General features: G+C 67.3%; 11 protein-coding genes. 8 read left to right on the top strand and 3 right to left on the bottom strand.

The features are described 5' to 3' along the window. Window positions 1-221 precede the first annotated feature (221 nt). The 6 genes from Q8Z05_RS04085 (at window position 222) to Q8Z05_RS04060 (ending at window position 8,626) form a co-directional block, all read left to right on the top strand. Window positions 222-716 (top strand): nucleoside deaminase, encoded by a 495-nt coding sequence (locus Q8Z05_RS04085; RefSeq protein WP_305942218.1) that lies wholly within the window; start codon window positions 222-224, stop codon window positions 714-716. Window positions 717-730: 14 nt separating this feature from the next. After that, the gene (locus Q8Z05_RS04080) at window positions 731-2,245 is read left to right on the top strand and encodes an NCS2 family permease (protein ID WP_305943476.1); all 1,515 of its coding nucleotides are present in this window, start codon (window positions 731-733) and stop codon (window positions 2,243-2,245) included. 250 nt (window positions 2,246-2,495) lie between these two features. After that, window positions 2,496-3,791: an XdhC family protein gene (locus Q8Z05_RS04075; RefSeq protein ID WP_305942217.1), complete on the top strand. Its 1,296-nt coding sequence runs from the start codon at window positions 2,496-2,498 to the stop codon at window positions 3,789-3,791. Then, window positions 3,782-4,771, top strand: coding sequence for an FAD binding domain-containing protein (locus Q8Z05_RS04070; RefSeq protein WP_305942216.1), 990 nt, complete (start codon window positions 3,782-3,784; stop codon window positions 4,769-4,771). Before Q8Z05_RS04075 ends, Q8Z05_RS04070 begins: the two co-directional genes overlap by 10 nt. 2 nt (window positions 4,772-4,773) lie before the next feature. Then, on the top strand, window positions 4,774-7,635 hold the full coding sequence (locus Q8Z05_RS04065; protein WP_305942215.1) for a molybdopterin-dependent oxidoreductase: 2,862 nt from the start codon (window positions 4,774-4,776) through the stop codon (window positions 7,633-7,635). Window positions 7,636-7,642: 7 nt separating this feature from the next. Further along, entirely contained in the window at window positions 7,643-8,626 is a 984-nt protein-coding gene (locus tag Q8Z05_RS04060; protein WP_305942214.1) for an aldo/keto reductase, read from the top strand. Window positions 8,627-8,675: 49 nt separating this feature from the next. Here Q8Z05_RS04060 and Q8Z05_RS04055 read toward each other — a convergent pair whose 3' ends face one another. Further along, the gene (locus Q8Z05_RS04055) at window positions 8,676-9,200 is read right to left on the bottom strand and encodes a DUF488 domain-containing protein (protein WP_305942213.1); all 525 of its coding nucleotides are present in this window, start codon (window positions 9,198-9,200) and stop codon (window positions 8,676-8,678) included. A 105-nt stretch (window positions 9,201-9,305) separates the two neighbouring features. On the opposite strand from Q8Z05_RS04055, the gene Q8Z05_RS04050 reads away from it, so the two are divergent. Beyond that, window positions 9,306-9,956 carry a uracil-DNA glycosylase gene (locus tag Q8Z05_RS04050; protein WP_305942212.1) on the top strand — a complete coding sequence of 217 codons (651 nt, stop codon included), beginning with the start codon at window positions 9,306-9,308 and terminating at the stop codon, window positions 9,954-9,956. A 4-nt stretch (window positions 9,957-9,960) separates the two neighbouring features. Here Q8Z05_RS04050 and nboR read toward each other — a convergent pair whose 3' ends face one another. Then, window positions 9,961-10,569, bottom strand: a complete 609-nt coding sequence (nboR, locus tag Q8Z05_RS04045; protein WP_305942211.1) for a nicotine blue oxidoreductase — start codon at window positions 10,567-10,569, stop codon at window positions 9,961-9,963. A 21-nt stretch (window positions 10,570-10,590) separates the two neighbouring features. Next, window positions 10,591-13,332: a pyruvate dehydrogenase (acetyl-transferring), homodimeric type gene (gene aceE, locus Q8Z05_RS04040; protein WP_305942210.1), complete on the bottom strand. Its 2,742-nt coding sequence runs from the start codon at window positions 13,330-13,332 to the stop codon at window positions 10,591-10,593. A gap of 307 nt (window positions 13,333-13,639) precedes the next feature. Between aceE and Q8Z05_RS04035 the strand changes: the two genes are divergently transcribed. After that, window positions 13,640-15,208, top strand: coding sequence for an NCS1 family nucleobase:cation symporter-1 (locus Q8Z05_RS04035; RefSeq protein ID WP_305942209.1), 1,569 nt, complete (start codon window positions 13,640-13,642; stop codon window positions 15,206-15,208). Window positions 15,209-15,212: the final 4 nt, after the last annotated feature.

The following is a 15,212-nucleotide window of genomic DNA, read 5'->3' as shown; positions in this document are numbered from 1 at the left end:
CAAATTTCACATCTCGAAATTAACTTTCCGAAAATCTATGGCGCAGCTCACGTTCCGGTGCTAATCTCGATTTTGCCAAAGGCGGGCCCCCGGACTCCGGGGAAGCTATCTACCAGGCGCAACTTAACCTTCAAAAGCACATGCTGAAGCCTGGTAACCGTCGCAACTGGCCCTTTCGTCCCACCTCGGCGTACCGGCTTCCCAGCAAAGGGAGTCGCATCATGAGTACCACCGTCACGGCCCAGGAATTCCTGGCCAGATCCATCGAGTTGGCCACTGCCAACGTCCTCAACAGCGGCGGTCCGTTCGGTGCCGTCATTGTCACGGCAGACGGACAAGCGTTCGACGGCGTCAACCGCGTCACCGCCACCAACGATCCCACTGCCCACGCCGAAGTCACAGCGATCCGCCGCGCCTGCAGCGAACTCGGCACCTTCGACCTCACCGGCGCAACCCTCTACACCAGCTGCGAGCCGTGCCCCATGTGCCTGGCCTCGGCGCTGTGGGCACGGGTTGAGCGCGTGGTCTTCGCGGCGGACAGGCACGACGCCGCCTCCGTGGGCTTCGACGACGCCGTGTTCTACGAGTACTTCGAAAACGACCAGCGCGATGCGCTCATGCCGGTGGCCAGGCTGCACCTCGAGGACCCCCAGGCGCCGCCCGTCCTCGAACCGTTCACCACCTGGAACACTCTTGATTCCAGGATTGACTACTAGGGCCGGTGGCTGAGATGACAATCCTGGACACTACTTCCGAAGGGCAACCGCAGCACGGCGGGCAACAGCAGCCGGCAGCCCCCCAACGCCCGAAGCCGTCGAATGCTTTCCTGGACCGCTTCTTCGAGATCACCAAGCGCGGCTCCACCGTGGCCCGCGAAGTGCGCGGCGGCCTGGTCACCTTCTTCACCATGGCGTACATCGTTATCCTGAATCCGCTGATCCTGGGCGGATTCAGCGCGGACAATGCCCCCACCGACGTTGCCGGGGGCTGGCTGTCCGCCGCGCAGGTGGGTGCGGTCACCGGCCTCACCGCCGGCATCATGACCATCCTGTTCGGCCTGATCGCCAACCTGCCGTTCGGGCTGGCCGCGGGCCTGGGCATCAACTCCTTCCTGGCCGTGGCCGTGATCCAGGAAGTCACCTGGGCCGAGGCCATGGGCCTGGTGGTCATCAACGGCATCCTGATCGTCCTCTTCGGCGTCACCGGTGCCCGGACAGCCATCTTCCGGGCCGTGCCCAAGGAGCTCAAGGCCGCCATTACGGTGGGCATCGGCCTGTTCATCGCCTTCATCGGATTCGTTGACTCGGGCTTTGTCCGGGCCACGACGGCGGGACCCCCGGTCCAGCTGGGCGACAACGGGTCCATCACCTCGGTTCCCACCCTGGTGTTCATCGTGGGCCTGCTGGTCATGGGCATCCTCGTGGCCCGCAAGGTCCAGGGCGGCCTGCTGATCGGCATCGTCGCCACCACCGTGCTGGCCGCCGTGGTCGAGGCGGTCATGAAGATCGGGCCCGGCAGCGCAAGCAACCCCGGCGGCTGGCACCTGAACACCCCGGTCCTCTCCGGCCAGCTTGTCTCCGCCCCTGACCTGTCCCTGGTGGGGCAGTTCGACCTCTTCGGCTCCTTCGGCCGGATCGGTGCCCTGGCTGCGGTGATGCTGGTCTTCACACTGGTGTTCACCAACTTCTTTGACGCCATGGGCACCATGACCGGCCTGGCCAAGAGCGCCGGCGTGGCGCACAAGGACGGCACGTTCCCCCGGCTCAAGTCGGCCTTCATCGTCGAAGGCCTGGGAGCCGTGGCCGGCGGTGCCACCTCCGGTTCGTCCAACACCGTGTACATCGACTCCGCTGCGGGCATCGGGGAAGGCGCCCGCACGGGCCTGGCTTCCGTGGTCACCGGCGTGCTGTTCCTGGGTTCGATGTTCCTGACCCCGCTCACCTCCGTGGTGCCGCTCGAAGTCGCGGCAGCCGCCCTGGTGGTGGTGGGCGCCATGATGATGGCCCAGATCCGCGAGATCAAGTTCAGCAAGTTCTCCGTGGCGCTGCCGGCCTTCCTGACCATCGTCACGATGCCGCTGAGCTACTCGATCGCCAACGGCATCGGCGTGGGCTTCATCTCCTGGGCGGTCATCAGTGCCTGCTCGGGGAAGATCCGGAAGGTGCACCCGCTGATGTGGGTGGTCACGGCCGGCTTCCTGGTGTACTTCGCCCGCGGTCCCATCAACGCGCTGCTGGGCGCGTAGGCACTCCCGCGCAGGCACTCCCGCGCAGGGACCACCGCGGAGGGACCACACAGACCGGACCGGGGCAGGCAGATGGGGCCGGCCCCGGTCCACCAAACTTGATGATCGCCAGCGGCGACATCCACCAAACTGCATCATCGCCGACTGCAGGGAAAATACTGCCGGCGCCACAACCGCCGGTGCTTCCCCCGGCGCAGGATAGGAACGAGAATATGGACACCATCGCCGCGCAGGAAAAGGGAGTGCAGCAATGTTGGATCTGATGCCTTCGCTGAAGGAATGGCAGCCCGCCGTCTCCGGACGGCGCTGCGCGGTAGCCACCGTGGTGGGTGCCGGCGGATCCGTGCCGAGGCCGCTGGGCACCTCCATGCTCGTGTCCGAATCCGGCGAGGTCCTGGGGAGCCTGTCCGGCGGGTGCGTTGAAGGCGCCGTCGTGGAGGCGGCGCTGGAGGCAATGCACGACGGCGGCATGCGCCGTGAGTATTTCGGCTACAGCACCGAGGACGCGTTCGCCGCCGGGCTCACCTGCGGCGGGGAGCTGGAGGTCCATATCGAGCCGCTCGGCACAGCGCCCGGGGGGCTCCGGCTGGAGAACCTGCGAACCCTTGCCGGCGACGGAGCTGCCGGCGCCCTCGCCCTGATCCGGCGGGTTGACGCCCACGGGGGCGGCGCCGTCGTGATCCAGGATCCGGCAACGTTTCTCCCCGGGCAATCAGCGGAACTGGCAGTACTTCTGGGCCTGGATGGCGCCAACGGGCGGGAGGCGCGCCGGCTGATGCGGGCTGCCGCTGCCCAGCTGGAACCGCTGCTGCGCGGCGGCCGGACCGGCCTGGTCCGGCTCGCCCCGCCGGAGGGCTGCCTTTCCGACACGGCTGTGCCACAAAAAGCAGGGGCCAGCGCGGCGACCAGTCCGGAGCCCATCACCCTGCTCGTGGAGAGCCGGCTGCCACCGGCCCGGCTGCTGATCTTCGGTGCCAACGACTTCGGCGCCGCCCTGCTGCCCGGCGCCCAGTTGCTGGGGTACCACGTGACCCTGTGTGACGCCCGTCCGGTCTTCGCGGGCCAGGCACGGTTCGCCGGCGCGGACCAGGTGGTCACCGCTTGGCCGCACCGCTACCTGGCCGAGGAAGCCGCGGCCGGCCGGATCGACGCCCGGACCGTCGCCTGCGTCCTGACCCACGACCCCAAGTTCGACATCCCCCTGCTGCAGGCGGCCCTCGGCCTGGACCTGGCCTATGTGGGCGCGATGGGCTCCCGGCGCAGCCACCGGCAACGGGTTGATTCCCTGCTCGCCGCGGGAGTCAGCGCCGAGGACCTTGCCCGGCTGCATTCGCCCATCGGACTGGATCTTGGCGCTGTTACCCCGGCCGAGGTGGCCGTGTCCATCACGGCCGAACTCGTGGCCGGCCGCAACCGCCGCGCGGGCTCCACCGTGCAGGCCGCGTCCCTGAAGGACGGTGCCGGCCCCATCCACGGCGCAGGCCCTCTTCACGGCACCTTTTCCAACGTCACCACCCCGCAACACCAGGAGACACCATGGACATGAACACCATCGAGGCCGTGGTCCGCACCGAGGACCCGGCCGAATGGCGCGACGGGGATGCCTGGCTCGCCGGCGGAACGGTCCTCTTCTCCTACGGCAGCCTCGCCTTCGGAAAAGAACCGCTCCGGCGCCTGCTGGACCTCGGCGCCGCCGGCTGGCCTGCCGTCACAATCAGTGAAGACGGCATTGAACTCGCGGCCACCTGCACGGTGGCGGAGCTCTATGCGCTGCCTGCCTCCGACACGGTGGCGGAACACGCAGCCGCCTGGCCCGCCCTGGACCTCATCCGGCCCTGCTGCGACTCCTTCGTAGCCTCCTTCAAGGTGTGGAACATGTCCACCGTCGGCGGCAACCTCTGCACCTCCCTGCCCGCCGGCCCCATGATTTCGCTCTGCGCCGCGCTCGACGCAGTGGCCACCATCCACGGTCCCGGCGGCTCCCGCCGCACCGTCCCGGTGGCCGACTTCGTCACGGGGGACGGCAAGAACTGCCTGGTCCCCGGCGAACTCCTGCGCAGCATCCACCTCCCGGCGTCGGCCCTCGCGTCCCGCGTGGCGTTCCGCCGGCTGTCCCTCAGCAACCTGGGACGGTCGGGGGTGCTGTTAATCGGAAGGCTCGACGCCGACGGCACCCTGGTCCTCACCGTCACCGCCGCCACCCGGCGCCCCGTGCAGCTGCGCTTTCCGGCACCGGCGGGGGATGCACCGTCCGGAGACGCGTCATCCGGCGCCCCGACGTCGGCGGCTGCCCTCGTCGAGGCCCTCGACGCCGCCATTCCGACCGAGCTCTACCACGACGACATCCACGGCCTGCCCGCGTGGCGGAAAGACATGACGGTCCGGCTGGCGGAGGAAATCAGGGCCGAACTGGCAGCCCCTGCCGGGGTTCCGCCCGCCCGCGTCTCCGGGGACTTCTGGCCGCCGCAGCGCAACGCACAGCACACAGCTTCACCGCAGGCTTCGCCTCAGCAGGAAGGGGCCTGAGCATGGCCAACACCACCACCCGCACCATCGACATCAACGGCGTCCCGGCCACTGCCGAACCGCGCCCTGGCCAGTGCCTGCGCACTTTCCTGCGGGAGCAGGGCAACTTCGGCGTCAAGAAAGGCTGCGACGGCGGCGACTGCGGTGCCTGCACGGTCCATGTGGACGGCACGCCCGTGCACAGCTGCATCTACCCGGCTGTCCGTGCGGAAGGCCACGCCGTCACTACCGTCGAGGGCCTCGCCGGCACCTGCGGCAGTTCCGAAGCCGCCGGGGCACTCCACCCGATGCAGCAGCAGTTCCTGGACCGCCAGGGATTCCAGTGCGGATTCTGCACGGCCGGCATGGTGATGACGGCCGCCACGTTCACCGAGAAGCAGAAGGAAAATCTGCCCCGGAACCTCAAAGGCAACCTCTGCCGCTGTACCGGCTACCGGGCCATCGACGATGCCGTCTGCGGCCGCGAAGGACACCCGGACCCCCGGGGCCCCGGTTCGGGCATCGCCGGCGAAGGCCAGCCCGAGCCGAAACCGGGCCAGCTGGGAGACGACGTGCCCGCCCCCGCCAGCCTCGCCGTCGTGACGGGAAAGGCCCGTTACACCCTGGACGTGCCCGCGGAGGAACTGCCCGGCCTGTTGCATTTGAAGCTGCTGCGGTCGCCGCACGCCCACGCCCGGGTCATCTCCATCGACTCAACCGCCGCCCTCCAAGTACCCGGCGTGGTGGCCGTCTTCACCCACGAGGACGCCCCCGCGCAGCTGTTCTCCACCGCCCAGCACGAGCTCTACACGGACGATCCGGATGACACGCGCGTCCTGGATGACGTGGTGCGGTTCATCGGACAGAAGGTTGCCGCCGTCGTCGCCGATTCCGTGGCGGCCGCGGAAGCCGGCGTCCGCGCGCTCAAGGTGGAGTACGAGGTCCTCGACGCCGTCTTCACCCCGGAGGAAGCCATGCGCCCCGGTGCCCCGGCGGTCCACGGGGAAAAGGACGCCACCACGGCGCGCATCAGCCGGCCCGAACAGAACGTGGTGGCGGAGCTGCATTCGGAACTGGGCAGCGTAGCCGCCGGGTTCGCCGAGGCGGAATTCATCCATGAACAGACCTACCGGACCCACCGCGTGCAGCACACGGCGCTGGAAACGCACGCCGCCATCGCCTCGGTCGACGACGACGGCCGGCTCCAGGTCCGCACGTCGAGCCAGGTCCCGTTCCTGGTCCGGCGCACCCTGTCCCGCGTCTTTGGCATGCCCGAGGAACAGATCCGCGTGGTGGCCGGCCGGGTGGGGGGCGGCTTCGGCGGCAAGCAGGAGGTGCTCACGGAAGACGTCGTTGCCCTCGCCGCCATGAAATTGAAGCGTCCGGTGCAGCTCGAATTCACCCGCACCGAGCAGTTCACGTCCGCCACCACCCGGCACCCGTTCACCATCCACCTCAAGGCCGGAGCCAGCAAAGACGGCATGCTGACGGCGCTGCAGCTGGACGTCCTCACCAACACCGGCGCGTACGGCAACCACGCCCCGGGAGTAATGTTCCACGGCTGCGGCGAATCACTGGGCGTGTACAAATGCGCCAACAAGAAGGTGGACGCGCATGCCGTGTACACCAACACGGTGCCGTCCGGGGCGTTCCGCGGCTACGGCCTGAGCCAGATGATCTTCGCCATCGAGTCCGGCATCGACGAGCTCGCCACCGGGATCGGGATGGATCCGCTGGAGTTCCGCCGCCGCAACATGGTCCTCGAGGGCGACGACATGCTCTCCACCCACTCCGAGCCGGAAGAGGACGTGCACTACGGCAGCTACGGCCTGGACCAGTGCACCAGCCTGGTGCAGGACGCCTTGGCCCGGGGGCTCGAACGGTACCGGGCCGCCGGCCTGGACGACCTGGGCCCGGACTGGGTTACGGGGGAGGGGACGGCGCTGTCCATGATCGACACCGTCCCGCCGCGCGGCCACTTTGCCCACTCCAGGCTCCGGCTCCTTCCGGACGGCACGTACGCCGCCGACGTCGGGACCGCCGAATTCGGCAACGGCACCACCACTGTCCACGCGCAGCTCGCGGCCACCGCGCTGTCCACGACGGCGGGGCGCGTCACCGTGCGCCAGTCGGATACGGACCTCGTGCAGCACGACACCGGCGCCTTTGGGTCGGCCGGAACCGTGGTGGCGGGCAAGGCCACCCTCGCCGCGGCGGAAGAGCTCGCGGTCCGGATCCGCGCGTTCGCCGCCGGCATCCGGCAGGTCCAGTCCTCCGGCTGCGTGCTCGAGGAAGACGCCGTCGTGTGCGAGGGAACCCGCGTGCCGCTGGCGGAAATCTACGACGCCGCCGAAGCGGCCGGCGTCGAGCTTGCCACTGAGGGGCACTGGGGCGGGACGCCGCGGTCGGTCGCGTTCAACGTCCAGGGCTTCCGCGTGGCCGTCAACACCGGCACGGGCGAGCTGAAGATCCTGCAGAGCGTCCAGGCGGCGGACGCGGGCGTGGTGGTCAACCCGCGGCAATGCCGCGGCCAGATCGAAGGCGGCATCGCGCAGGCCCTCGGCGCCGCACTGTACGAGGAAGTGAAGGTGGACGACGGCGGGAAGGTCACCACGGACATCCTGCGGCAGTACCATATCCCCACTTTCGCGGACGTGCCCCGCAGCGAGGTGTACTTCGCTGAAACCAGCGACAAGCTGGGCCCAATGGGGGCGAAGTCGATGAGCGAAAGCCCCTTCAACCCGGTGGCGCCGGCGCTTGCGAACGCGATCCGCAACGCCACCGGCGTGAGGTTCGCAGAACTGCCCATCGCCCGGGACAAGATCTACCTGGGGCTGAAGGAAGCGGGGCTCGCCTCTCACCGTGAGAGCGCTAACGGCCTATAGTCGGATGATGGAAAAGCGAATGTTGGGCAAGACCGGACGGAACGTCTCCATCGTCGGACTGGGGACCTGGCAGCTTGGCGCGGACTGGGGCCACGTTGACCCCGCGCAGGCGCAGGCCATCCTGGCGGCGTCGGTGGAAGAGGGCGTCACGTTCTTCGATACGGCGGATGTGTACGGCGACGGCCGCAGCGAGCAGGCCATCGGCGCCTTTCTGGCGGACAATCCGGGCCTGGACATTACGGTGGCCACCAAGATGGGCCGTCGGATGGAGCAGCAGCCGGAGAACTACAGCCTCGCCAACTTCCGCGAGTGGACGGACCGGTCCCGGCGCAACCTGGGCACCGACCAGCTGGACCTGGTCCAGCTGCACTGCCCGCCCACCGCCGTCTACAGCAACGCCGAGGTTTACGACGCCTTGGACACCCTGGTGGCCGAGGGCGTCATCCGGAACTACGGCGTCAGTGTGGAGCGGACGGACGAAGCCCTTGAGGCCATCCGCCACGACGGCACCGCCACCGTGCAGATCATCCTCAACGCCTTCCGCCTCAAGCCGCTGGATGAGGTTCTGCCCGCCGCCGAGGCCGCCGGGGTGGGCATCATCGCCCGCGTCCCGCTCGCCTCGGGCCTGCTGTCCGGCAAGTACACGTCCGATACCGCCTTCGCGGAGAACGACCACCGGAACTACAACCGCACCGGCTCGTCGTTCGACGTCGGGGAGACGTTTTCCGGCGTGGATTTCGAGCAGGGCCTCAAAGCGGTGGCCGAATTCGAGGAACTGGTGCCCGACGGCGTCAGCACCGCCCAGGCGGCCATCGCCTGGATTGCGGCGCAGGACGGCGTCAGCACGGTGATCCCGGGCGCCCGGAATGTGGAGCAGGCCCGCTCCAATGCCGCCGCCGCAGCGGTCAGCGGCATTGACGCAACGTTCGACGTCGGCGTCCACGAAATCTACGACCGCGACTTCCGCGAGACGATCCACCCGCGCTGGTAGCCGGGCTCTTGCCCGCTGTTCCTTTCCGGCGCCGGCCATCCGGCGCCTGTCAGGAAGCCGGGTACCACACGCGATTTCCGTCGACCCGCGCGAAGGAGGTCAGGGTGTGGGGTTTGGCGGACTTCTCGGTCATGATGTCCAGCACCTCGATGTTGCGGACCAGAAGCGCGTCACCGATCAACGAGCGATGGCAGCGCCACGGGACGGCTTCCGCGCACATGATCGCCGCATTGCTGGTCCGCCCGCGCTCCACCAGTTTGTCGATGGCGGTTGAAAACTCCTCGGTCTGCATGTAATCCGCGTACCCGCGGAAGGATTCGTTCCGCCACGCGCCGTTGGGACTGTCCTTCCGGGCGTGCCGCAATCCGCCCAGGGATTCCATCCGCCGGTATGTGATCCCGCTGGCACGCAGGCTCGCCGCCAGGGCGTCCCCGTTGAACTGCGGATTATGCCGGGACTTGGGGACGGTGCGCACGTCAATCAGCTTCCTGATGCCGTGGGCTTTGAGGATGCCGATGAATTCGCCGATGGGATGAGTGGAGTGCCCCACCGTGAAGATGGTCATGTCCGTCATGACCCCCATGCTAAGGCGCCGCTTCCGGATGAGGGGTGTGCCGGGGCGGATATTCTGGTCCGGATATTCTGGTTGCCCGGCGAGCGGCCAAGGAAGGGGCAGGAAATGAGCTCACCCTCCATTCAGGGCTTTGTTGACCGGCTCGCTGCCGTGCCCACAGGGCCGGGGTGCAACAACTTCTTCGACCACGCCGACCCGGCCAATGCCCAGCGACGGCGGAACCTGGGAATCTACCTGCAGGAAATGCTGGACCGCTCCCCGAAGGTGCTGCTGGTGGGGGAGGCCCCCGGTTTCAGGGGCATGAGGATCACGGGTGTCCCTTTCACCAACCGCACCATGTTCGAGGGGCCGGCGAACAGCTTCGGGCTCTTCGGTCCGGGAAAGGGATACGTCCTGCCGGCGGAAGCTGCAGGCATCCCGTCCGAGCCCACCGCAACGGTGATGTGGCAGGTCCTCTCCGAGCTGGAATTCCTGCCCTTGCTATGGAGTGCCTGCCCGTGGCACACCCATGTGCCCGGGCGGCCGCTGTCCAACCGCACCCCGAAGCCGGCCGAAGCAGCCCTCGGAACTCCCTTTTGGCAGGCGCTGACTCAGCTCTTTCCGATCGAATCCGTGGTGGCCGTGGGCAATGTGGCGCACCGCAGCCTGCAACGGAGCGGCTTCGACGTGCCGAAGATCAGGCATCCGGCCCATGGCGGCAGGGCCGGCTTCAAACGGGGACTGGAGGAGCTGATGGCAGCGGGGATGCAGCCCTGACGGGTTATCCGAGGAGTCCCAGCTGGTCCGGTGTGTCCAGGTCTTCGCCGCCGGACTGGTCGGTGCAGTCCACCGGGTCGATGAGTTCCGGGTGGGTCTGCAGGAAATGCCTGGCACCGGCGTCGCCAGTTGCTGATTCCGCTGCGTCGGCACGGAGGGTGGCGTCCAGCAGCAACGGGTGGCCGCGCCGCAGGGTGCCGTCCGGTCCGCGGTAGGCGGCGGCCGTCACCCGGCCCGGCCGGTGGACAGCCAGAAGCCGGGCCACCGTTTCCGGCGTCAGGCCGGGCTGGTCCACCAGTGCCACCAGCACGTGGTCGCGGGCGGGCGCCGCTGCAACGCCCGCCCGGAACGAGCCGCCCATCCCGGTCTGCCAGTCCGGGTTTTCGACGACGGTGTACGGGGCCAGATCGGTGGCGTCGCGGACCTTTGCCGCCTCAGCACCCAGGACGACCACGACGTCGCGGCACCCGCCGTCGAGCAGCACCCCGGCGAGAATTTCCACCAGGGTGCGGCCACGGAAGGGGAGCAGGGCCTTGGGCCCAAGCCCCAGGCGGGACCCGGAACCGGCGGCGAGCAGCACCGCCGTGGTGCCCGGTTTTGGTGAGTCAGCCATGCCCAAACCCTAGCGCGTGGTTCAGGCGTCGCCGCCTGCTCCGCCGGTGGTTCCGGCGTTGACGTCCAGGAGCTTGTAGCGGTCCATGGCGTACGACGGCGCGCCCTCCTCGACGTCGCCCCTCGCCGCGAGCATTTGCAGCGTCTTCACCACGATGGAGTGGGTGTCGTTCTTGAAGAAGCGGCGGGCTGCTGCGCGGGTGTCGGAGAAGCCGAAGCCGTCGGCACCGAGCGAGGCGAACTCGTTCGGGAGGAACTGGCGGATCTGATCCGGGACGGCCTTCATGTAATCCGAGACCGCCACCACCGGGCCCTGCGCCTCGGCCAGCTGTTGGGCCACAAACGGGATCCGTGCCGGTTCGCCCGGGTTCAGGAAGGCCTCCTCCTCGGCGGCCAGGCCGTCGCGGCGCAGTTCGTTCCAGGACGTGACGGACCAGACGTCCGCGGAGACGCCCCAGTCCTCGGCCAGGATCCGCTGGGCTTCGAGGGCCCAGGGGACGGAGACGCCCGAGGCAAGGATCTGCGTGCGGGGGCCGTCAATCTTGGCCGGTGCAAGCAGGTAGATGCCCTTGAGTACGCCTTCAACATCCAGTTCCTCAGGCTCTGCCGGCTGGGTGATGGGTTCGTTGTAGACGGTGATGTAGTACATCAGGTTACGGTCGGTTGAGTCCGGTCCGTACATGCGCTCGATGCCGTCGCGGACGATGTGGCCCATTTCGTAGCCGTAGGCGGGGTCGTAGGTGACCACTGCCGGGTTGGTGGCGGCGAGGATGGGGGAGTGTCCGTCGGCGTGCTGGAGTCCTTCGCCGGTGAGGGTGGTCCGTCCTGCGGTGGCGCCGATGATGAAGCCGCGGGTCATTTGGTCCGCTGCTGCCCAGAAGGCGTCGCCGGTGCGCTGGAAGCCGAACATGGAGTAGAAGACGTAGACCGGGATCAGCGGGACGCCGTGGGTGGCGTAGGCGGTGCCGGCGGCGGTGAAGGCTGCCACGGCGCCGGCTTCGTTGATGCCGGGGTGGATCAGCTGGCCCTGGGCGGATTCCTTGTAGGCCAGGACCAGGTCCCGGTCCACGGACAGGTAGTTCTGGCCGCCGGGGTTGTAGATCTTCGCCGTGGGGAAGAAAGCGTCCATGCCGAAGGTCCGTGATTCGTCCGGGACGATGGGCACAACCCGGTGCCCGAACTTCTTGTCGCGGAGCAGGTCCTTGAGCAGGCGTACGAACGCCATGGTGGTGGCTGCCTGCTGCTTGCCGGTGCCCCGCTTGGCGACGTCGAACGTCTTGGCGTCGGGCAGTTCAATGGCCGCGTGGTTGGGACGGCGCTCGGGCGTATAGCCGCCGAGTTCCGCGCGGCGTTCAAGAAGGTAGGCGATCTCGGGCGCGTCCGCTCCGGGGTGGAAATAGGGCGGGCTGTACGGGTCCTCCTCCAGGCGGGCGTCGGAAATCGGAATCCTCAGGTAGTCCCTGAATTCCTTCAAATCCTCCACCGTGAGTTTCTTCATCTGGTGGGTGGCATTCCGGCCCTCAAACCTCGGGCCGAGGCCGTAGCCCTTGACCGTTTTGGCCAGGATGACGGTGGGTTTGCCCTTGAATTCGGTGGCTGCCTTGTACGCGGCGTAGACCTTGCGGTAGTCGTGGCCGCCGCGCTTGAGGTTCCAGATCTGGTCATCGGTCAGGTCCGCGACCATGTCCTTGGTCTGCGGGGTCTTGCCGAAGAAGTGTTCGCGGACGAACCCGCCGGATTCGGCCTTGTAGGTCTGGTAGTCCCCGTCCGGGGTCTCGTTCATGATCTTCACCAGCGACCCGTCGGAGTCCTTGGAGAGCAGCGCGTCCCATTCCCGGCCCCAGACGACCTTGATGACGTTCCAGCCCGCGCCGCGGAAGAACGCTTCGAGTTCCTGCATGATCTTGCCGTTGCCGCGCACCGGCCCGTCCAGGCGCTGGAGGTTGCAGTTGATCACGAAGTTCAGGTTGTCCAGGTTCTCGTTCGCGGCGAGCTGGAGCAGGCCGCGGGACTCGGGCTCGTCCATTTCCCCGTCGCCCAGGAACGCCCAGACCTGCTGGTCCGAGGTGTCTTTCAGGCCGCGGTTGTGCAGGTACCGGTTGGACTGGGCCTGGTAGATCGCGTTCATCGGCCCGATGCCCATGGACACGGTGGGGAATTCCCAGAACTCCGGCATCAGCCGCGGGTGCGGGTAGGAGGACAGGGCGTGCCCGGCCTTGGACTTTTCCTGCCGGAACCCGTCCAGGTCCTCCTCGGTCAGCCGGCCTTCCATGAACGCGCGGGCGTACATGCCGGGGGAGGCGTGGCCCTGGAAGAAGACCTGGTCCCCGCCGCCGGGGGCATCCTTGCCGCGGAAGAAGTGGTTGAAGCCGACCTCGTACAGGGTCGCGGCGCCGGCGTAGGTGGAGATGTGCCCGCCCACGCCGATGTTCGGCCGCTGGGACCGGTGCACCATCACCGCGGCGTTCCAGCGCATGTAGGCCCGGTAACGGCGCTCGTATTCTTCGTTCCCGGGGAACTCAGCTTCCTGGTCCGCCGGGATGGTGTTCACATAGTCCGTGGTGGTGACCATCGGAACCCCGACGCTCTGGGCGCCGGCACGCTGCAGGAGACTGCGCATGATGTACTGGGCACGCTCGGTGCCCTGTTCCCTGATCAGCGTATCCAGGGACTCAATCCATTCGGCGGTCTCTTCCGGATCACGATCAGGCAGCTGGTTAGTCAACCCGCTGAGGATATGGGAGGTATCTTCTCCTGCAGCCACGGCAGCCTCTTTTCATCTTTGAATGTCTGGGCTCTAAGTTTTCGTATTGTGAGAAAACATTCTTGCCTTTCGAGATTATGCAGAAGCAGCCAAACGGTCAAGGCGGCGGCCGGGTGCCGGCTCCCGCCGTGAGGGCCAGTGTCCCCCGGACGGATTGTGACAGCCTGCCCGGATGCGGCTTCCTTGACCGCAAGGTGATCTAGGTCATACAGTTATTCCACTCCTCAAAACCTAATTTCCACCTTATGAAATAACTTTGGAAGCGCAGGCTTCCGTCCTTACCCACCCCCTAGAACTGGAGAACCAGATGCAGACGACCCCATCAGTCGGCGTCGAAACGGCTCCCGGCCCGACAGAGTTGTCGGGCCAGCCGGTCCATCCCGCAACGGGCATCGACGCCCTGTGTGAAACAGCGAGCGCCGCGTCCGGGCGCAACATCAGCCCCAGCCTGTACAACATCGACCTTGCCCCGACGAAGCGGGAAGGCCGCCGCTGGACGAGCTACAGCATCTTCACCCTGTGGGCCAACGACGTCCACAGCCTCGGAAACTATGCCTTCGCCATCGGACTCTTCGCACTGGGCCTAGGCGGCTGGCAGATCCTCCTGGCCCTCGGCGTCGGTGCCATCCTGCTCTTCGCACTCCTGAGCTTCTCGGGCTTCATGGGCGTTAAGACCGGTGTGCCGTTCCCCGTCATGAGCCGGATCAGTTTCGGCATCAGGGGTGCCCAGATTGCCAGCCTCCTGCGCGGCGCCGTGGCGGTGGCCTGGTTCGGCATCCAGACCTACCTGGCGTCAGTGGTGCTCCGCGTGATGCTGGTGGCCATGGTCCCTTCACTGCGTGAGCTGGACACCAACGCCGTCCTCGGGCTCTCCACGCTGGGCTGGGCTTCCTTCGTGTTCCTCTGGATCGTCCAGCTGGTCATCGTCAGCTTCGGCATGGAAATGATCCGCAAGTACGAAGCGTTTGCGGGCCCCGTCATCCTGGTGACCATGGCGGCCATTGCCGTCTGGATCTTCGTGGAGGCCGGCGGCTCCATCGCCTGGGCTTCAGACAACGCCCTCGAAGGCGCGGAGATGTGGCGCACCATCTTCGCCGGCGGTGCGCTCTGGGTGGCCATCTACGGTACCTTCGTCCTGAACTTCTGCGACTTCACCCGGTCCGCCGTCTCCAAGAAGGCAGTGGTCCGCGGCAACTTCTGGGGCATCCCCATCAACATGCTCCTCTTCGGCGCCATCGTGGTGGTCATGGCCGGCGGCCAGTTCAAGATCAACGGCACGGTCATCCAGAGCCCGTCGGACATCGTCCAGACCATCCCGAACACACTGTTCCTGGTCCTGGCCTGCCTCGCGCTGCTCATCCTGACCATCGCCGTGAACCTGATGGCCAACTTCGTGGCTCCCGTCTACGCCCTCACAAACCTCTTCCCGAAGCACCTGAACTTCCGCAAGGCAGCGTGGGTCAGCGGCACCATCGGACTGATCATCCTGCCGTGGAACATGTACAACAACCCGCTGGTGATCGTGTACTTCCTGGGGGGCCTCGGGGCCCTGCTCGGCCCGTTGTTCGGCGTCGTGATGGCCGACTACTGGCTGCTGCGCCGCGGGCGGGTCAACGTGCTTGAGCTGTACACGGAAGATCCTGCCGGAGCGTACTACTACAAGAAGGGCTTCAACCCCCGGGCGATCATCGCCATGGTCCCGGCAGCCTCCGTCGCGCTCCTGATAGCGTTCGTTCCGGCGCTCGAGGCTGCCGCCCCCTTCGCCTGGTTCTTCGCGGCCGGCATCGCCGCGGTGGTGTACTACTTCATTGCGGACCGCTCGCAGCGGCTGGAAGACGTCGACGGCGAAGCCATCGCCGTGGCAAGCACCCACTGACCTA

This window comes from Arthrobacter oryzae (assembly GCF_030718995.1).
GTDB classification, from domain to species: domain Bacteria; phylum Actinomycetota; class Actinomycetes; order Actinomycetales; family Micrococcaceae; genus Arthrobacter; species Arthrobacter oryzae_C.
The sequence above is the reverse complement of the archived record's forward strand: the minus strand, read 5'-3'. Positions and strand labels throughout refer to the sequence as shown.